Source organism: Duganella vulcania (assembly GCF_009857655.1).
GTDB classification, from domain to species: domain Bacteria; phylum Pseudomonadota; class Gammaproteobacteria; order Burkholderiales; family Burkholderiaceae_D; genus Rugamonas; species Rugamonas vulcania.
Genome location: NZ_WWCX01000046.1, coordinates 25,740 through 43,828, shown reverse-complemented (window position 1 = coordinate 43,828; position 18,089 = coordinate 25,740). Strand labels below are relative to the sequence as shown.

Sequence of the window (18,089 nt, the reverse complement as noted above, 5' to 3'; positions counted from 1 at the left end):
GAGTAATCATGTCTATTCGCTGGCTGGATGCGGAGTGACGGCCCAGTAGTATACGGCGGAAAATACCATCTACTTTTTCTAGTATCGCCTTCCGCTACGCCGCCTTAGTGAATCAGGATGAATTTGTCGTTAAGGGCAGCGTGTAGATCAGCTGCTGTCAATATACGAAAGCAGCCGACGCCATTCAATGTAAGCCCTGTACTAGCATACGGACTGGACGTACTGCGACTCATCATGAACGAACTCGCGCGCGTGCTTGAGGGCACTGAGGCATAATTTGCCGAGGCACTCAGCATAGCGGCAGTCATCGTAGTAATAGTGGTGCCAGAGCGTCCTTTCACCCGCTATAGAAACTTGAATGTAAAGGCCGGGAGTACTAGGGTCCGGATATTCTCGTCCTGGCGGCAGTCTAAGAAATCGCGAGAAGTCACGCATTAAGTTTTCTTGCTTAGCGATCTCAAATTTTGATGGTTTCGTGCGGAAATAGTTCTGGCGGGTCATGATATTTTCATAGAAATTTTAATGCCTCCATCCTGTCGAGGATGGAGGGGAGCTCTTTCTTTTTAGCTGGTCACTTGCGCAGTTTTTTGCGCGCAGCCGCAGCCAAGTCGAGATTAGGGATCATGTCCTCCATGAACTCTTCAGCGATCTGAACTGAAATAAACGGCAGGGCGCGGATGCCATTTTTATGCTCAACTCGGGCTGCCCAATTTTCTTTGTACCTCTTCATCTGAGACGCGTAAGCAGCCAAATTCTTGACCTCTGATTGGCAGTTCGCTGGCGCTTTAGCCGAAAGTTTAATTGGTGCGAAGTCATGCTGGTCTCGCGTGGCCGTAGCTGGAATGATTAGTCCATTGGACAGGACGATAAGCTCACTAAGATACATTTCACAGACGCTGCCCGATGCGAGCAGCCTACCGCCCTTGATCCAATAAAGCTGGTTTCCGGCGTGGATTGTGACTTGACGTCCCTCCGTACCTTTAAATGGGAAAAAGAGATAAACGTTGAGCTTTTCGTGCGCGGCGGGGATTGCATCACAGGCGGCATCCATAAGAGCAAACGTGTGAGGGTTTGCCGCCTCTTTGCTGAGGAGTTTCATCTTGAACTCATCGCACTCAAGGACTTGTGCTGAATAGTCCACCATGCCCCCGTTTTCCCAAGTTCCAATATAGCCTCGCTCCCGCTGGACATAGAACTTGATTGCACTGGCATCCACCAACTTGCCACCGAAGGCTTGCATGAGATGTGTAATGTCCATCGCCATACATACTTCACGCTCAGAGCTGGCGATGAAGGATGCGGCCTGTTGGTCGAAGCAAGTGGTACGCGAATTCGAATTTTCGTTAAGCATATTGATTCCTTAGGGTTCGTGTGACGCCTGCCAAGTGAGAGGCGGGCGCGCTGCCGTGGTTTCGTATGAGGCGAATTAGCCTTCGGTTCCGGTCATCAAATCGTCGCCGAACAATTCGGCGGCGCTCACTTTGGTGCCGCTGCGGACCAGGTTCACTACCTTGCTGCCGGCCGTTGCTGAGATCGGCTGAACAGGTTGTTCGCTGGCCTCACGGAATTTGGCGGCACGGATTGGCTTACCGGCCGACTTGCGGAGTGTCGCGACACCAACTTCAGTCAGGCGGCGACCAAAGATCGCAACGTTAGTCGGGTGGAAGCCGTTGGTGGTGCAGTACTCGCGGTATTCGGCATAGAGGATGCCGGATGCAGTACCCACGTCGCATGCGTCGAGGCAGTCATGATTGAACATGGCGACGGAGTCTGCCTCAGTGCGGTACGTTTGCACCATGGCGTCAGAAGATGGCGGCGGCACGAAGCGACCGCGTTCGAGCAGACGCGCCAAGCCATCCAGCGCCCAGACCAGGATGCCGTCCAACTCGCCGGCAAGCGTCTCGGTGAGATTTGCATCTCGCTCTTCAGGCGCGAAGACTTTGTTGCAAGACAGGATGATGGCGCGACGCGCGAATCCACCCGACGTGTCCTTCAGGCGTGGCAGGTGATTAGTGCCTGCCACCAGCTTGACGGTGGGGATGAAGGAGTAGGGATCCTTGTATTTTGGCTCAGCATCGACCGCCTCGCCAGACGTAATGGACTTGAGATAGCCATCTGCCATGGTGCCATCGGCATTCATTTCAGTGGAGATGTTCAGCATCACGCCTTCGAGCGCGGCGCGGACAGCAGTTTTGTTTAGGCGGTCGAGATGTGCCCAGGTCGTATTCGCGTTACCGACCAAAGCCGCCATTAAAGCCAGCAGTACACTCTTGCCATTCGCTCCGGAGCCGACCAGCCACAGAAAGCGTTCAAACTTATTGCTCGGCAGGAGCGTATAGCCCATGAATTCTTGCAGGGTCTTAACGCGATGCTGGTAATCGTCCTCGGCGCCCCAGATCTCGTACAGAAACTTCAGGAAGCGCTTGGCCTTGGCGGAAGGGTTCCAGTCGATATCAAGGGCGCACAAGCGGCGGTGCTCCGGGCTATGCGGCAGCAGCTCACGGGTAACGGGGTCGAGGGTGCCGTTTTTCAGGCAGATCAGGCGGCGCATCACGTCCAGATTGGCCTTGTCGCCCACGCGGTTCGCTTCCTCGCCCAGTTGGGAGCACAGAATTTTCAGGGTCTCAGTGACTTCATAGGCACCTGCGGCCGACAGACCGGCGTAGCTTTCAAGAATGGCTTTAGTTACTTCAACGCGCTGGTCGATCTTGCGCCAGTAGCCGTTCTCGTACATGCGGAAATTTTCGTGGTAGTACCACAGGCCGCCTGCGAAGGAGGCTCGTACTTCTTCGGCGATGTCGCGACAGGAAAGGTCGTCGGACGAGCCTGCCGACGACTTCTTCCGGCTCTTCTTCACGACTTCTTCGATCACGGGCGTCAGGAGCAATTGGTCAACATCCAAAGGTTTGTCACCGTCGATAACTTCAATGAACGCCTCGCCTGCAGTTTCCTTTGGATGGCTTGGCAAATAGAACATGCGGCTCAGATCGCGCGTGACCTTGTCGGCATTCGCACCAAGCAAATAATTCATAGCATCCCAAACGATCTTCCACTCGCCCGGCTGAATGGCGCGCGAAGGTTGGAATACGGCGCGGAAGCATGGCTTGCTAGTCGTGTGGCTGTGGGTGGAGTAAATGATGCACTTCCAACCCAGCGCTTTGCACTTTTCTTTAAATGCCTCGACGTTGCCGCCATCAACGTCAAGGATCGCCAAGTTGAGCTGGATAACGTTTTCATTCTTGCGCGGCGTGTCCGGCTGGTACTCTGCGCCGGAAAATGCAGGACCGTCCTTGTCTTCGCGAACCTCGTGCGTGGACAACATGCCTTCCAGCTCAGAGCTATTAATTGACATTTGCTTCGGACGCTTGTCCTTGCAATTTTCGTAAGTGCTGATCGAAAATGACGGCACTTCATCAGTGCTGTTGACCGCGCTGCGGACTGCTGCTTGCACGTCAGTCTTGCGGGGCGCTGGGGTAGTAGCGGCTTTCTTCGAGGCGGTAGTGATAGATCTTTTCATGCTGTCGGTCCTATAAAGTCAATTTAGGGTTGTCCGACGCCGTTATTAAAACTGGGCCGCGAATTGCCAAATGCCTTGACGACTCGCAAGCGATACCCGCGTCGCTCTTTTGGGAGCGGAAGGGTTTTAGTGAGAGGGGAATAGCACCACGGCGCCGGCGACATGCCACGTTAGATAACGCTGCATGAAGTCCATCGAACCCGACATGACGTGACAGATTGCGCTAGTTAGCGCGCCTGGCAAGTCGTGTAGATGGGATCGACGATACGATTCCCAAAACACTAATCTCGGCAGATGTGTACGAACAAAATCAGTTCGCGGCATTATGCCTGGTGCTTTGCTGGTGCGATTGGATGCTAGGTCAGCCTAGTTCATCTGCTCGCTGAATCGTCCGTGCTGGCTTGAAGCCTTAGGACATGCCTGTCTGTATAGGGTTGTGTTGCATGAGAATGTTGCGGCGCTCGCGACAGGCGAGAAAGAGCTGCTCTCAATGCAGTAATGAGCCGAAAGAATAGCCGAGTAACTTTCGAGATGTCAACAACTATTTTCAACCCCATGTGCAGTGTTTGTTCGGCGAACCCAGTGCGGGCTAGCTAAAGTTCGGGGGGATTTGTATCGATCTGTGACCAAAAGTGGGCGGCTGGCCCTTATTGATAGACTCTCCATTCAGTTGCTAGCTTGAAATTTCTTGTACTATTGTCGTCTCAGGCATTCGAACCAGAAAGGAAGAAAATTGAGTACCTCTACATTGGCGGCATGCGTTGTTGTACTTATCTCGGTCGTCATAGGGATCGCAGTTTGGAGGGGCAAGCGTGGCAGCAAATCCACGACGGTAAAACAAGAGGCCGCTCCGGATGAGATGCCGCATTTACCTGGTAATTTCTCCATTTTGGATCAAGCTGGATTGGTCGTTTTTCAGGGGGCTGAGATCAGCACCATCCCCTCAGGGGTGCAATATCTCGATCTGGGGAACAGCATGGTGCAGAGGACCGGGCGCCTCGTATCTGAAGTTTTCCGGGGTGTAGTTAGCCTTCCTAACAAGTCGATAGAATTGCTCTTCAAGCCGGAAATACAATCTGGCCTGAGTGAGGGAACCTATACGTTAATGAAAACTAAAGCAGGCGAGACGTTGGCCGATGCTATTGACGCGTCCGGCAAAATTGTCGGCAAAGGAAGAGTAATCGAAACTGGCAAGTTGCGTCAGCTTGCTGCTGGCGGCTATCAACTTGTGAGTATCATCGTTGCGCAATCACATTTAGCGGATATCGAACGCAGTTTAGCCGCCCTACAGAACGCCGTCAGTTCCGTACTCGATAACTTGGAGGCCACAGACAGAGCTAATATTACTGGTTCTATAAGCTATTTGATGAAATTGGGGCAGTACATTAAGCAGCATCAGGCGCCGGAGGATATGCCTGTTCAGATGAAGCACGTAATCGAGGGATTAGTTTTAAAGTCGCATATTTGGCGGGATAAATTGCATGAGGACGTCGCAATGCTTACCAAGCGAATTGGCGAGCAGTCGGATATCGATAGCTGGGGTGGAACGGAAAACACCTATAAGGCGCTTGGTAGTCACGCGGATGCTGCAATAGCTTTGCTTATACGTCACGAATTGGTAATGCAATTACTTGCGATGATCAATTTCATTGTTACTTATGTTGACCCGATGGGTAAGCAATATTCACGCCCTGACGGTGGTGGAAGTGTTTGGGCCGTAAGGGTGGAATCACTTTCAAACACCCTGAATAAGAAGGCTGAAGATTTTCTAAGTTCGGCAGTCTTTAACAGCGAGGAGATGCTGGATCATCGGAAGAACGATATTGCCCGCAAGGCGCAGTCTTTCCGTCAGCGTGCTCTTGAACAGCAGAAAAATCATGATAGCTCAATGGGTATCCTCACTTCCAAGGTGAACAAGTACTTTAGCCGTAGTGCTGAGATGCGCATTGCTCTTACATTTGATGCCAATGGTGAGGTGCAGACTGCTGCAATGGTTTAATTTATATCCGTGCGTCATGCCTCCCCGAATCGATGGGGATTTCCGACATATATAATTTTGACGGTTAAATCCATCCAGAGCCCGAAGTCCCGTACAGGTCTTCGGGCTTTTTAATTCAACGTAGAAAAGGAAGTCCCACCAATGATCGATATCACGGCAAAACCGACCTGGACGTGGTCAAGCCAGAGCTCGCCCACACGCTCGCTCAACACCCGAACAAGCAATGTCGGCGCAACGCTTCTCAAGCAGGCATTGTTGCCACGTAGCCTTGATCTGGCCTTCTCGCTCAAGTACCGTCGCTGACCGACCAACAACGCTCAGCAGCAAACCATTTGAATCCCCATGACCGCAAAGTCATGGGGATTTTTGCTTTCTGAATCATCGATACATAACAGGAGATTGACAAAAATGTTCCCCATGGATTCATCCGCGACAAGTACCGAATCATCGATACCCACCGACGCGACCTCGCCGGAAGCCGCCATCGCACAATCGTTCTGGCTGCTCAAGGAAGGCATTGCACCCAAGCTGAGCGCGCGCTCTGAAGGCAGCATCGGCTACAACGTGCTCGCTGACATTGATCGTCAGCAGCTTTTCATCGCCATCACATCGAATAGGGGAGGTGGGTATTTTAGCAAGGAGCGGGTGGGCTTTACGAAGATCGAAGCGTGCCTGGACACATCCTTGCCTGCTAAGCCCTTTCCGTCAAAGACCTTCAAGCAAGCCTTCGTCGGTCGGAGTAGCAACAACGCGGGCTTCTTGACTACAGCTTTGCGCAATGAGGGGCTGATAACGGCGGCGCCGGAGGCCGAAACGCAGCATGTTTGGTCTGCCTGGAAAAAAGCGATGTTTGCCGAACCAGGAAAACTGATCGAGATTGGCATCAAGGACGCTGACAAAAAACCGCTCGAAGCCGAGCCAGTTGCGGATCACATGGAACACAAGAAAACGCTGACGGTTCCACGAAAAAAATAACGCCAGCGTCCCATTGCCGCTCAGATCAAGAGCCGAATCGTTCAGTGCTGCGTGTCCTGCTCATCAAGGACGCAGCGCACGATCTTTTCCACCAGTCGCACGTTTGACGGCGACAGCCGCATCAACAGATCAACGACAGGCGCTAACGCGGCCTGCTGCTGGCTGACGACAACGCCTCCCGGAGGAATGGAGGCATCATCATGTGCCATTCCGCTGGGCTTCGACACCTTTCGTGCTCCCATCCCAAAGCGCAACCATTGCGGCGATACGCCTAGCATATCGGCAAGCGCTAGCAGCTTGGCCTGAGTCGGTATCGCCTCCGCGAATAGCCACTTCCGCATCGTCTGGGCGGCCATCTTGTGTTGCGGGTACTGGCGATTGAACTCGTTCGTTATCTGCGTAGGGCTGGCAACAGGTAGCCCAGCGCGGGCTAGCTCCTTCTTTAGCCGCTCGCTGAACTGCTGCCTGATTGTTTCGTTTGTGTCATCCATGAAGCCGGACGGTACCAACTTGTACAGTAACTATGTAGTACCAAGAAGTTTATTTGAAACCATGTAGTTACTGTAAAATTACTCTGCGGCATATAACTGGCCCGGCACTAAGACGGAAATATCCAACGTGGCCGGGTACGCAGCCAATTCTTAAATCACATCTCATAGGAAAGCCATCGTGAACAAAACCAAACTCGCCGTATTCGCCGCTGGGCTGTCGATCCTGTCCGCGTCGGCGCTCGCGGCAAACCCATGTATCCCCTACGCAACCGAGGCCAACGCCGCAATCGCCAAGGCGCTGGCCGCTGATGCAGTCAGAACGTATAACGACATTTACTTCAACCGGAAGGGCGCGTTCATCCTCAAATCGGATTACAGCGGCGAGAACTACGACTTCATCCTGAAGTCTTATACGCTCCCTGCCGGCCTGGGCAAGAAGATGTACTACCGGTTCACGGATGCGGTCTTCAAAGGCACCCGCAACGACACCGGCGCTATCGTGTGCAGCATGCGCGGCGAGTATAGCGATGGCTTCTCAGTCCGCACCGATGTACGCAACTTCGATATCAACCACGAAATAGTCTATAGCCGCGAAGAGCCACGAGGTGGCGCAACATTCGTTCCTGCTGGCGTGGCACGCTGGGTGATCATGTGGGCCATCACCAAAACGGTGGTTAATGATCCTGGCTACAAGGCCGAGATGGCGAAGATCCAATAGCCGCTGACAGGAAGCGCCGAACTCACTCTAACCTTCATCGAGCCGACAAGGCTCCCGCCAAGCGCCCGACGATCCCTGTGGATCTTCGGGCGCTTTTCATTTTCCCTTACCAAATCGAGACTTCAATCATGAGCAATCAATCGCCGCGTCCAATCCTGACCTGGTCACGTAATCCTCCACAGCCATCGCGCGTGCACTTCGAGCAGCGTTGCGCCGACTTCATCCGCCATTTCACTCAACTAGCAAGCCACATCATCGCCCTGCACCGAAAGGACCGGACATGAAACCGGACATCAGACCGGCATCGCCAAACTTTACGATTATCGTAAACTGGAAATCCAAGGGATTCGGCTGCACCAAGGCATGCTCTTACTGTAACTGGCGCGATTCGCCGCTGCTGCCACATGGTGGTCAAAGTACAGGTGCAATTTCCGCGTTCATCACGCAATGTGATAAATCGTTTATCACGATTAGCGGTGGAGCCGATCCACTATACCGATTCGAGGAGTATGGCCCGCAATTGCTGGCAATGATCCAGGCCATCAAGAAACACGGCTACAAGGTCCGCATCATCACCCGCGAAATCCAGCACATCGCCAAGCTGCGGGACATCGTGGACTACGTCTCAGTGTCCCTGGACACTGACGTGCTGGACGACATCGGACGCTATCAGCTGGAGTGGGATGGGATTGATATCGAATACTCACTGGTCCTACCTCCGCTGCCCACCTTGGACATCGCCACGTTAAAGCCCCAGTATTTTGCGCTCTACCGCCGTCTGGGTAAGCGCCTCGTGCTGCGTGAAAACCTCAACAGCATCCACCCGCTCAATTTTGGCGAGCTGACCTTCGGACACAGCGGCATCGTGTTCGTCTCCAAGGAACTATGCTTATCCGGTCGCTACCTGTCTACGGTGGATTGCGTGGGGCATGACATCGTACTGGATACCGAGCGGCTGGCGCAGTACCTCATGAACGAACCGCGCCTGTATCTGTTTGGTGGCTTCGCCAAGCACCTGCTATCGCCAAGGGTTCATCCAGAATTTTCGGACATCGACCTTATCTCGCTGAGCGCCGATGTGATGCTGATTCTGGAAGATCAGTTTGCTTTCAAATTCAAAGAGGTATCGCAGTCAGTGGCCAGCTATCCACGCTACTTTCTTGGCAGGTCAGCTCGCGCAGGAAAAACCATCCAGCTCATTTTGATGAAGTCACCAGCAGACGCAATGAAATTTATTGCCGGTGCACAGTACGACGTGGACCGTGTGAGTTTCAGCGCCGGTCAATTCCATTTTGACGGCTCGGTTGGCGAGCAGGTCATACGCCGTGCCGTTAGCACCAAGCAGATAAATCTCGTCAGCGGTACGCGCGATCTCTGCTTGTTCAACATCAATCGCCCCATCGTCGAGCAGCGTCACAAAGTCAAGCTGCTGCGCAAGGGATTCACCATCAACGAATAGAGGAAATAAAACTATGCAAGCCACAATTTACATCAGCCCGGAAGCGATGACGACGATAAGCGTCATCAAGGATATGGACTACTATGACCGTGTCAGCTTGAGTGACGATCCAACCACTGACCTCACCAAGTCTCCGGGGTATTACCTCAACATCAATGCACTCAATCTTGCCAAGCTGCCCGTTGATGCTGAGGTGGTGATTCGTCTAACGCCTGCAGATGCCGCAACCTATCAACAGCATGTAAGAATAAAGTCTGAATTACGGGGCGTGATATTTTCCGGCGCGCCAAATTTGCCGAACGACTATGCAAAGATCATCGCGTACTGGTCGCCGCTTATCGCGACCTATCACCATCGCGGTGCCGTGTACTACCAGAACGTGTTGAATTCCTATTGCGTACAGCTGGTCGATCCTGATGGTATGGAGGATGCCGTCGACGTGAACGATGCCGAGCACGCTACCGACTTCCTCGTCAGCGACGGCCTTGTCGTTACCGTAACCGGCCTAGCGTTGAACCTGGAGGGTATGAATCCTCAGCAATTCGTTGCGCTGACCATTCCGATCAATCCAACCATGCTCGGCATCGAGATGGAGGGCTATCATTCCGAGGAAGACTACTCCATTCATCCTGCTCCGCAAATGGAAACCCTGTACCTGCGTATCGCTGATATCTTGGCGTCGCCTGACGTCAACCATATCGAAATTTCGGCAGTCAGAACAGAGCTCTTTGACTATGGTTACACGTACTGACGCCAATTGTCAGCGCACCTATGACCGCAACGGTCAGCAAAACGTCCATACCCTACCAGCATTCGCTTGTGCGCCATCGCCAAACAAGTAGGCTCCTCCCGCCTCAAGAAAACTTCCTGAACTTGCGCCACCGCAGGAACGTTTGGACTACTGCCGTGCTGCCGGAATCGATTACCAAAAAAATCGTGACGGCACATTAACAAACAATATCCCGAAGCCTGAATAAGCGCCATCCTGCACCGCGTTGTGCTGGGTGCGAATGCTTGCCATGTCTACTCACCAATAGAGGATTTTCTATGAACCAACCCACTACCAGCAATGCCATGCTATTCCCCTTGGGCGATCTCGTCGCTACACCCGGCGCGCTCCATGCCCTCGAAAAAAATGGTGTCGTTCCAATGCGCCTTATCTCTCGGCACATGCGCGGTGACTGGGGCGATGTGCCTCCCGATGATGCCGTTTCGAACACCGATGCCCTGCGTATCGGCGCGCGTCTGCTTTCGAGCTACACATTGGCGGATGGCGCGCGTATTTGGATCATTACCGAAGCCGATCGTTCGGCCACCACGTTGCTATTGCCCGACGAATATTGATCCAGCCGCCGTCGATAATGCGGCCCGACTTTTTGGCGCACTCTACATCGCTGCCGAAAAGTCTTGGTTGCTGCCTCCCTCCCTCCCCGGATCGAAATTCACATCACTGTTGACGATTTCAACCGCACCTTGAAAATCACGGCGCGGGGAGGGAGGTGACCCCGGAAAATTTTGGAGGCGGTCACAGGACTTGCTGAGTCTGCATCGCGGTCAACCAAGTTCATCGCCGCATCAGCTGCGCGGGGAGGGAGGGAGGCAGGTTTTGAAAATTTCTGGCAGAACGAAAACAGATTTACCAGAAATGGACCAGAGAGGGACTTGATGCCGGTTTCCATAATTTCCGTTTCTGCTGGAGCCCTTGTGGATGCTGGCTCTGTGGAGTACACGACCCGCCGCGTAGCACGCGGACACAAGGTCTAGTGAAACCACCGTCACGTTGTCTTACTTTGCTTCTCTTTTTCCCACCGATGCAATTTTCTAATCAATAGCAGAAGACGGCGGCGATACAAAGAAGTCGTTGCCGCCCCGTTCCATCGGTGCATCACAAACAGCCTTCTTGGAGGAATCGTGAACAACATAATAGGGAGGAAATTTCAGTAGGTCTTCCTTCAACCAACAACAGCCGCCTGTGGTGTAGCCATTGGCGGCTTTTTTTATGCAATTTCAGGAGAACTTACATGGCAAACCGCAAATACAATTTCACGACCAAGATCTGCGAAAAACTGGCTGGACCAGCACCAGGGTCGAAGGCAAAGGAGATTGAGTATACTGACATAGCGACAAGCGTTAAGCTGATGGTATCGAAAAACCGCAAGACGTGGTACCACCGTTATACCTTCAATGGCAAGAAGCCCGCGATTCGCATCGGGGAATTCCCTGGCATCACGGTTGACGAAGCACGTCAAAAATCGATCGAGTATGGAGCGATGGTAGATCGCGGCATCGATCCAAAATCTCAGCTTGATATGGTCAAGGACATGCCGTCGTTTGCAGAATTCGCAAACGACGAGTACATGCCTTATGCTGAGAAACATAAGCGTTCTGCCGACATGGATGAGAGCAAGCTGCGTCTGCACATGCTCAAGGTCTTCGGTCATAAGCGCATCTGCGACATATCCCGTCGTGATGTGGATATGTACCGTACTGCGATCGCGCAAAGTCACTCGAACGCCACCAGCAACAGACATGTGGCGCTTCTGTCGCGCATAATGGGTCTCGCGATCCTGTGGGAACGCGGTGTCGTAAAAAATCCCTGCGCCGGCATTAAGAAATTGCAGGAATCGAGCGACGTCGGGCGCGCGTTAAAGTCGGATGAGATCAAGCGTCTGCAAATGGCCCTCGATGCCGAGCCCAACCGTCTCGGTGCTAAGGCGGTCTTGCTTTTGATGTACAGTGGCCTGCGGCACGCAGAGGTGCTTACCTTGCCGTGGAGTGCGGTCGATTTGAAGGAGGGAACGATTTTCTTAAGCCACACGAAATCGGGCCGCTCAAGGTATGTAACCTTGAACTCAGTGGCGATCGACCTGCTCAGGACCATCAAGCCAGTTGTAGGAAGTCCATGGGTGTTTCCAGGTGTAGACCCGAAAAAACCCATGAATAACATTCGTAAAGTCTGGGTGCGCGCTTTAGCCTCGGCCAAAGTCAAGCACGCGCGCATACACGATATGCGCCATAGTTTTGCATCGGCAGCCGCCGTTGCCGGCGTTAGTCTTTACACGATTCAAAAAATGCTCGGTCATGCCAGCAGCCAAACGACCCAACGCTATGCACATTTGGCCGATAGCAGGGCCATGCGCGAGGCATCGATGGCGGCTGTGACCATGCTCGCTAACACGGATCGCTGATCCACAACGTTTCACATTTTCCGCATGGGTGCCTTCAAGTTTATCGAAGGCGCCCATGCGGGTTTTTTTTTGTCGCCGAACACCGCAAGCGATCCGTGTGAAAGACTCGCATCGGAGTGGCAGCGCGCGGCTCGTGCGTATCAGGCCTTGTCACTGAATGCATGCAACGCTTTGTTTCTCTCTTTATGGACGGACAAGTTGTTGGCTTGCGCGCCGACAGCTACTTCGCAGCAGCCCCAACTGCAACCGGTGGACGAAACAATCCTTCATACTCACCGTCGATCTTCATTTTTTCAATTAAGAATTTGACCCAAGCACCTGTATAAAGATAATCTTTATGTGGTTCATCATAGACGCAATACTCTTTAACGGTATCGGCGGGTTTCTTCGCGCCAGCTGGAGGTCTAATCTTATAGCGTTTCCAGAATAGCGAATGCGTCGTCACGTTGAATTTATTTGTTTCGCCGGTAGGCCGCATTATCTTGGGGTTGCCTAGCCCCGCTTGTACCAGTGTCACTACAACTGCGGGTTTGAGTAGGCCTCCATTCACAACAGTGCCTTCCTTAGTTTTGATCATGACGGCAAACTTATCGAATTCCTGCTTCTGGGCATCGGTAAGTTTGTCGCGATGAAAAAATTGAATTGGCAACGCGTCGTTGGACTGATGATTGGTTACCTGGATCAGAAATGCCTTGAAGGCAAATTGACTGCTGCCCATGACCTGCGTGGAAATCATCGCACGATAACCGTCAATAAATTTCTTTACGTCTGCAAGTTTCTTGTTGGCCTTGACGGCTTGGGCAAAGGACTCGCCACTGGGAAATAACTGCAGGGAGAAGGATAGACTTTCGCGCAGTTGTTGTGCCGCCCCAAAATGCTCCCCAAGCAGCTCGTCAAAATTGAGCAACAAGGCCTGGCACTCACCAAAAATTGCGGTGTCAAGCTCGGGCAGGTGACGGTGCTCAATCTTGTTGCGCAGAGGGATGAAGAATTCCACGTTACTGCGCACTGGATGGTTGGGCTCGGCCTTCCAATACTCAGCCACGCATGTGGAAAGTTCCCAGTGTCGAAAATCACCATCTACTTCTTGGAACTTTCCGTTTGTATTTCTGTAGTAGGGTTTAACTCCCTTCCGAATAAAAATGGCATGCAGAAGCGCTGTCCAAGCAATCACCATTAAAGCGATGTAGCCAGAACTTCTGAACTTAATAGCAGGCTTGTTGTAGACCTCAATCGCGAGAAGTGCAGAGTCCCGGGCCTTCTCCAAATATGGGCGTAACAATGGTCCGATCCGCTTGCTGGTCATCTAAGCCTCCCTGTTGTAACCGACTTCAATACCTCATCAGCGAACTATGCCAGCTTTTGCTCAAGTTGTTGAAATACATCTCTCCCCACAGAGTCTCGCTCAACGGCAAACAGAAACAGGCAACGCCCGTCGCTGGATTGCTCCCATTGATGCCCCACTTGCTGCTTTTCGCGCGAATCGTCGTTTGTCCGGTATGGCTCGCCTTTGTATTCGACAGCCAGCACGCGGCCATCGGTCAACTCGGCGACGAAATCAGGGTAGAAGTAATCCGTAGCCGTAGGCAGCCAGAACGAGAATTTTTCCTGCCGCTCGATATTGCGCACCCACTGCTTGATCTTGGCGTTGGCGTCGATGGCCTGCGCGCAGCGGAACTCTTCCGCAACTTGGCCAGCCTGCGTCTTTTCGTGCAGGTCGTGGATCACGGGATAGAAGTGCTTTGAAAATTCGTAGCTGCCTTGATAAATCTGACGCGCCGGGTATTGGCCAGGCTGGTAATGGAAACTGAAATGCGCCAATTCCTCCAACGTCGGCACCGCCATGTCCATGAGTCGACCTTGGAAGCCTCGAGCCATGGCGATACCGCGCACCCGCCCAATTTCCTTGTTTAGCGCCTGCGCCAATTGGAAGCGAGCGCGAACTAGCGCGGTCAGGGTGAAACCACGCTCGGCGGTCAGGTGGGTAATCATCTTAACCAGATACGCCTGCATCTGCGCCTGCCCGATGTCGCTCTGGCGCACCTCCACGTCCAGCCACCGCACCAGATCCTGCTGGCTGGTGTGGCTGATGGTTTCATTGAGCAAAAGCTGTTGGGCGTCAATATGGCGCCATTTCACTTTTTCTCCATTCACGTCGATCTCAAACGAATTTACGGTCTCGGTGATGCTAAATCTGGCAAGCTGCACTGGCTGATCTAACAGACTCCAATCGCCTAAAGCGGAAAGCGTTTCGCGCTCAACGACTTCGAGGTGGCCGTCCAGGTTCAAGCAGAGCTGGGGAACAGCAACAAAGTTCAAGCCCAACTGTGCAGGAGCTCGCATGGCTTGGCGCACTGCTCTGTGGGTGTCGAATTGCTCTTTAACTTTCTCGCGCGCTTTGGGAGGCATGGCGTTGCTAATGAACACCTCGGCCTGCGCAAGTATCTCGCTGCTGATTTCGCCATTGAGCAAGACTGTGGCGCCTTGCGTAGTCTGCATGACCCGCACAACTTGCCTCAATTCCTCAGGCCAGTTCTGCGTGTCCGGTGCTTGCGGCAGGTCAATATGACAATCCGGCATCGCTGGCGTGGCAGCGCCACCTGCGCGGACGGCTGCTGGCGCCGCGCCTTCGCCTCCCGTCAATGGCAGCGACTGCTGAGGAATGATGAAGGAGGCTGTCTCCAACCTCTCAAATCCCATATTCTGCACCATGCGATCTTTGAGGGTAGCCGCAGCCTGCGCGAAGTTGTCTGCCACAATGTGGGCATAGGCTCGGTTCAGCGAGTCCTGCGTCCGATTCTTTGCGTACGGCATGCGCAGCACGCGGCCCAGCAACTGCTCCACGTCCTTGGACGAGTTGACAGATTGCAGGCTAGCCAGGACGTAAGCAAACGAGCAGTCCCAACCTTCTTTTAGTGCCTCGACAGTGATGACATATCGAATGGCCGTCGCAGGATCAAACAGGTTGATGCCGTCCAGCTCCTTCTGCGTTCCGGTGGCCACTGCGATTTGATTTTCCGGGATATGCTCCTGCTCGATCAGGTGTTGGCGCACTACGTCCACCACGGCCTCGCCGCCCTTGGGCTGTGCCTGAACTAGCACGATCGGCCGAACATAATCCGGCTCACGCTGCGCAGCAAGCTCCAATCGATCACGGGTCAAGACAGCGTCGCGCATACACTCGCGCCAGCCCTGCGGGTGCTCGGCCAGTACGATAGGAAGCTTGATCATTTGTTCTGCCTTCAACTCGGCGGCAGCGACGTGATACAGCACATTATTGCCTGGCACCGGGGTAGCGGTCATCTCAATGACGCAGCTTGGATTGACACGCCCCAGGGATTTGAAAAAGCGGTCGGTGCGGTTGTTGTGTGCTTCGTCCACGATTACGACAGGCCGTTGCAGGTGCATCCAGTTCGCCACCGAATACTTCACCCGGCCTATGTCCTTTGTCGTCAGGTAAGGCTGGGTCAACAAATCGGCTTCGGTCACTTTTTCCAGGCCAGCGGTCAGGTGCGGCGGCAGGTTATCGAAATGCGGCGCCAGTTCCTCGAAAAACGAGTAAACCATTACGCTTGGCGGTGTCGGTGACGTTGAAAGACTGAATGGTAGCAACGATCACGATGGCCGCCTTACCGACATCGTGCGGGCTGATAGTTTGCAGACTTTCTAAGTCGCACACCTGCACGCGGTCGCCAAAGTAGTGGGCCAGCGCTTGCCGGTAAGGGTGACGTGCATCAGCTAGTGCCTCCAGAGTCTGGGTGCGGATAGTGTCCGATGGCGTAAGCCAGAGCGCAATTGGCGCATCGCTGTCCAGCACGGCCTTGCCTGCCATAGCCACAGCATGCGCTGCCATGATGGTCTTGCCGCCGCCGGTGGGGACGCGCAAGCACACACAGGGCACACCGTCAAACAAGGGCTGATAGGCTTCATCATTGCGGTTCTGTTCCGCAAGTGTTTCCGCGTAGGCGTCCGCCACCGACTTGCTGCGTGTGTCAGTCAGAAATTGGGTCAGCACCGTTAAAGCGGTCTGCTGGTAGGTTTTGAGTGTAAGCATGTTTTTGTTATTTTCCTAAATCAACGCATTTTCACGTCATACGGTATTTGTTTGAAGATGATGCCCTCGGCGGCAAGGCGTGAAGCGCCAAGCCGGGACATTTCTCCGTAGACTACCTTCTGACCGTCGTGCGGGAATATCTCATTGATTGCGTTCAGCACAGCATGCGTCAAAACATTGCCGCTTGCCGGTCGCCGGTCGCCCAAGATGCCGTTGTAAAGCAGGTAGTAAGCAGTGCCGTTGTGAATACCCAGCAATGGTTTGTCAAACACTTGATGGCCTGGCTCGCCCGATTCGAAGTGCCAGACATAAGCCGCAAGCGTAGAGAACTTCACATCAGCGCTGATGCGACCATGATCGTCAAAGGCTGGTTCACCTAATGTGCAAAAGCGGAAGCCACCGCCGCCAACCCACGCGACGCTGGCACTTATGCCGCCTTGCTCACCTTCGACGACCTTCTGCAAGCGGGGCAAACAGTGGGTGCTTGCGTGTTCACCCATCTCGATGCCTATGTAGCGGCGCCCCATCTTGTGAGCGACCGCAGCAGTGGTGCCTGATCCCAGGAACGAATCTAATACGATGTCTCCGGGTTGACTGGCTATATGGATGATCCGGGCGAGCAATCTTTCAGGCTTCGGCGTCTCGAAAGCCGCTTTTGCACCAAACAACTTTTCGATTTCCGCGCTGGCGTGCTGATTGAGGGCCAAGTCATCCCAGATGCTGGGCGATGACATTCCTTGCTTGGCCTCGGACGCAAATAGCTTACGCATTGGAGTCTTAGCGGTGCCTTTTACACCCCAATAGAGGCGTTTATCAGCCTGAAGTCTCAGCATTTCTTCGCGGCTATGGCGCCAACAAGTGCCTTGACGAGGAAATACTTCTTCCAAGGTATAAGGGTTGACTATGCCGTAGTAGAGGCTCTCAACGAAACGTCCACCCTTACCGTTGGCGGTTGTGTCGATCTTCCTAAATGGTCCCCGTGAATCTGGGCCATCAGGTTCGCTGAACACAGAATATTGTGCATTTGCCTTCTCGGTTCTCTCCATCAAATTGAACGACAGCTCGGCGCGAGACTTCTTCGAGTTCGCATCCCGGCGTTTAGACCATACGAGAATGTGGTCATGCACTAAGCCGATCTTGCGGTCATTCGGTGGCCCGTCTCGCTTACGCCATGCAATATCAATAATGAAGTTATCCCTACCGAACACTTCGTCCCCGAGCACTCGGAAGTAATGAGCTTCGTTGTCGTCCAAAGTTACCCACAAACTTCCATCATCTGACAGTAGCTCGCGCATAAGAACAAGCCTGGAATACATCATTGATAGCCACTGGCTGTGCTCCAGGCGGTCGTCATAATGTCCAAAATCTGTTTTTGTATTGTATGGGGGGTCAATAAAAATGCACTTGACACGGCCTGCGTAAAATGGAATCAGAGCTTTCAACGCCAACAGGTTGTCGCCCTGAATCAGTTGGTTGTCGGCATTGGCACCAGTCACGTCGCCGTGGATGGATTCTTGTTTGAGCAAGTGATAGGGCACCTCGCGGGTGATTTCCTTCGCTTGATTCTTGTTTACCCAGTCTAAAAATGGCATGTGTTCTGTTTTTCTAAGTTATAAAATCGCCCGGTCTCGCCGGGCAATTACACTTCAAACTACTGTGTACGGAAAGCTATGTTAAGTTGATGCAGA

The 18,089-nt window shown here is 53.2% G+C and carries 16 protein-coding genes; 8 read left to right on the top strand and 8 right to left on the bottom strand.

The window, feature by feature from the left end:
- Positions 1 to 571: 571 nt before the first annotated feature.
- Entirely contained in the window at positions 572 to 1,351 is a 780-nt protein-coding gene (locus GTP90_RS21800) for a hypothetical protein (RefSeq protein ID WP_161085510.1), read from the bottom strand.
- Between the two features lie 75 nt (positions 1,352 to 1,426).
- Complete coding sequence (locus tag GTP90_RS21795; RefSeq protein WP_161085509.1) at positions 1,427 to 3,517, bottom strand: DNA primase family protein; 2,091 nt, start codon at positions 3,515 to 3,517, stop codon at positions 1,427 to 1,429.
- A 733-nt stretch (positions 3,518 to 4,250) separates the two neighbouring features.
- Between GTP90_RS21795 and GTP90_RS21790 the strand changes: the two genes are divergently transcribed.
- From GTP90_RS21790 to GTP90_RS21780, 3 genes are all read left to right on the top strand, one after another.
- A complete protein-coding gene (locus GTP90_RS21790) occupies positions 4,251 to 5,516 on the top strand; it encodes a hypothetical protein (RefSeq protein ID WP_161085508.1) in 1,266 nt (421 codons plus the stop codon).
- 141 nt (positions 5,517 to 5,657) lie between these two features.
- On the top strand, positions 5,658 to 5,819 hold the full coding sequence (locus GTP90_RS21785; RefSeq protein WP_161085507.1) for a hypothetical protein: 162 nt from the start codon (positions 5,658 to 5,660) through the stop codon (positions 5,817 to 5,819).
- 105 nt (positions 5,820 to 5,924) lie between these two features.
- On the top strand, positions 5,925 to 6,491 hold the full coding sequence (locus GTP90_RS21780) for a hypothetical protein (RefSeq protein WP_161085506.1): 567 nt from the start codon (positions 5,925 to 5,927) through the stop codon (positions 6,489 to 6,491).
- Between the two features lie 41 nt (positions 6,492 to 6,532).
- On the opposite strand, the gene GTP90_RS21775 is transcribed toward GTP90_RS21780, so the two are convergent.
- Positions 6,533 to 6,982 (bottom strand): hypothetical protein, encoded by a 450-nt coding sequence (locus GTP90_RS21775; protein WP_161085505.1) that lies wholly within the window; start codon positions 6,980 to 6,982, stop codon positions 6,533 to 6,535.
- A 178-nt stretch (positions 6,983 to 7,160) separates the two neighbouring features.
- On the opposite strand from GTP90_RS21775, the gene GTP90_RS21770 reads away from it, so the two are divergent.
- The 4 genes from GTP90_RS21770 to GTP90_RS21755 all read left to right on the top strand — a co-directional run bounded on the left by GTP90_RS21770 (position 7,161) and on the right by GTP90_RS21755 (position 10,503).
- The gene (locus GTP90_RS21770) at positions 7,161 to 7,700 is read left to right on the top strand and encodes a hypothetical protein (protein ID WP_161085504.1); all 540 of its coding nucleotides are present in this window, start codon (positions 7,161 to 7,163) and stop codon (positions 7,698 to 7,700) included.
- A 280-nt stretch (positions 7,701 to 7,980) separates the two neighbouring features.
- Positions 7,981 to 9,159 carry a radical SAM family protein gene (locus GTP90_RS21765; RefSeq protein WP_161085503.1) on the top strand — a complete coding sequence of 393 codons (1,179 nt, stop codon included), beginning with the start codon at positions 7,981 to 7,983 and terminating at the stop codon, positions 9,157 to 9,159.
- A 13-nt stretch (positions 9,160 to 9,172) separates the two neighbouring features.
- Positions 9,173 to 9,910: a hypothetical protein gene (locus tag GTP90_RS21760; protein ID WP_161085502.1), complete on the top strand. Its 738-nt coding sequence runs from the start codon at positions 9,173 to 9,175 to the stop codon at positions 9,908 to 9,910.
- 296 nt (positions 9,911 to 10,206) lie between these two features.
- Complete coding sequence (locus tag GTP90_RS21755) at positions 10,207 to 10,503, top strand: hypothetical protein (protein WP_161085501.1); 297 nt, start codon at positions 10,207 to 10,209, stop codon at positions 10,501 to 10,503.
- Positions 10,504 to 10,601: 98 nt separating this feature from the next.
- Here the strand turns inward: GTP90_RS21755 and GTP90_RS21750 are convergent, their stop codons facing one another.
- Complete coding sequence (locus GTP90_RS21750) at positions 10,602 to 10,838, bottom strand: hypothetical protein (protein ID WP_161085500.1); 237 nt, start codon at positions 10,836 to 10,838, stop codon at positions 10,602 to 10,604.
- A 342-nt stretch (positions 10,839 to 11,180) separates the two neighbouring features.
- Between GTP90_RS21750 and GTP90_RS21745 the strand changes: the two genes are divergently transcribed.
- Positions 11,181 to 12,347 carry a tyrosine-type recombinase/integrase gene (locus GTP90_RS21745; RefSeq protein WP_161085499.1) on the top strand — a complete coding sequence of 389 codons (1,167 nt, stop codon included), beginning with the start codon at positions 11,181 to 11,183 and terminating at the stop codon, positions 12,345 to 12,347.
- A gap of 220 nt (positions 12,348 to 12,567) precedes the next feature.
- Here GTP90_RS21745 and GTP90_RS21740 read toward each other — a convergent pair whose 3' ends face one another.
- Genes GTP90_RS21740 through GTP90_RS21730 form a run of 4 tightly spaced genes read right to left on the bottom strand, consistent with a single transcriptional unit; the run spans position 12,568 to position 17,993 of the window.
- Positions 12,568 to 13,653 carry a DUF3644 domain-containing protein gene (locus tag GTP90_RS21740; protein ID WP_161085498.1) on the bottom strand — a complete coding sequence of 362 codons (1,086 nt, stop codon included), beginning with the start codon at positions 13,651 to 13,653 and terminating at the stop codon, positions 12,568 to 12,570.
- 44 nt (positions 13,654 to 13,697) lie between these two features.
- A complete protein-coding gene (locus GTP90_RS21735; RefSeq protein WP_254451987.1) occupies positions 13,698 to 15,914 on the bottom strand; it encodes a DEAD/DEAH box helicase in 2,217 nt (738 codons plus the stop codon).
- Positions 15,871 to 16,401 (bottom strand): DEAD/DEAH box helicase family protein, encoded by a 531-nt coding sequence (locus GTP90_RS37055; protein WP_254451986.1) that lies wholly within the window; start codon positions 16,399 to 16,401, stop codon positions 15,871 to 15,873. The genes GTP90_RS21735 and GTP90_RS37055 overlap by 44 nt, the downstream gene beginning before the upstream one ends.
- Before the next feature lie 20 nt (positions 16,402 to 16,421).
- Positions 16,422 to 17,993 (bottom strand): site-specific DNA-methyltransferase, encoded by a 1,572-nt coding sequence (locus GTP90_RS21730; RefSeq protein WP_161085497.1) that lies wholly within the window; start codon positions 17,991 to 17,993, stop codon positions 16,422 to 16,424.
- Positions 17,994 to 18,089: the final 96 nt, after the last annotated feature.

Bases quoted from the DNA above. Each gene is read 5' to 3' on its own strand.
- GTP90_RS21740 (WP_161085498.1), bottom strand. From the start codon at position 13,653: ATGACCAGCAAGCGGATCGGACCATTGTTACGCCCATATTTGGAGAAG.
- GTP90_RS21795 (WP_161085509.1), bottom strand. From the start codon at position 3,517: ATGAAAAGATCTATCACTACCGCCTCGAAGAAAGCCGCTACTACCCCA.
- GTP90_RS37055 (WP_254451986.1), bottom strand. From the start codon at position 16,401: ATGCTTACACTCAAAACCTACCAGCAGACCGCTTTAACGGTGCTGACC.
- GTP90_RS21730 (WP_161085497.1), bottom strand. From the start codon at position 17,993: ATGCCATTTTTAGACTGGGTAAACAAGAATCAAGCGAAGGAAATCACC.
- GTP90_RS21735 (WP_254451987.1), bottom strand. From the start codon at position 15,914: ATGGTTTACTCGTTTTTCGAGGAACTGGCGCCGCATTTCGATAACCTG.
- GTP90_RS21775 (WP_161085505.1), bottom strand. From the start codon at position 6,982: ATGGATGACACAAACGAAACAATCAGGCAGCAGTTCAGCGAGCGGCTA.
- GTP90_RS21780 (WP_161085506.1), top strand. From the start codon at position 5,925: ATGTTCCCCATGGATTCATCCGCGACAAGTACCGAATCATCGATACCC.
- GTP90_RS21800 (WP_161085510.1), bottom strand. From the start codon at position 1,351: ATGCTTAACGAAAATTCGAATTCGCGTACCACTTGCTTCGACCAACAG.
- GTP90_RS21760 (WP_161085502.1), top strand. From the start codon at position 9,173: ATGCAAGCCACAATTTACATCAGCCCGGAAGCGATGACGACGATAAGC.
- GTP90_RS21755 (WP_161085501.1), top strand. From the start codon at position 10,207: ATGAACCAACCCACTACCAGCAATGCCATGCTATTCCCCTTGGGCGAT.
- GTP90_RS21750 (WP_161085500.1), bottom strand. From the start codon at position 10,838: ATGGAAACCGGCATCAAGTCCCTCTCTGGTCCATTTCTGGTAAATCTG.
- GTP90_RS21785 (WP_161085507.1), top strand. From the start codon at position 5,658: ATGATCGATATCACGGCAAAACCGACCTGGACGTGGTCAAGCCAGAGC.
- GTP90_RS21765 (WP_161085503.1), top strand. From the start codon at position 7,981: ATGAAACCGGACATCAGACCGGCATCGCCAAACTTTACGATTATCGTA.
- GTP90_RS21745 (WP_161085499.1), top strand. From the start codon at position 11,181: ATGGCAAACCGCAAATACAATTTCACGACCAAGATCTGCGAAAAACTG.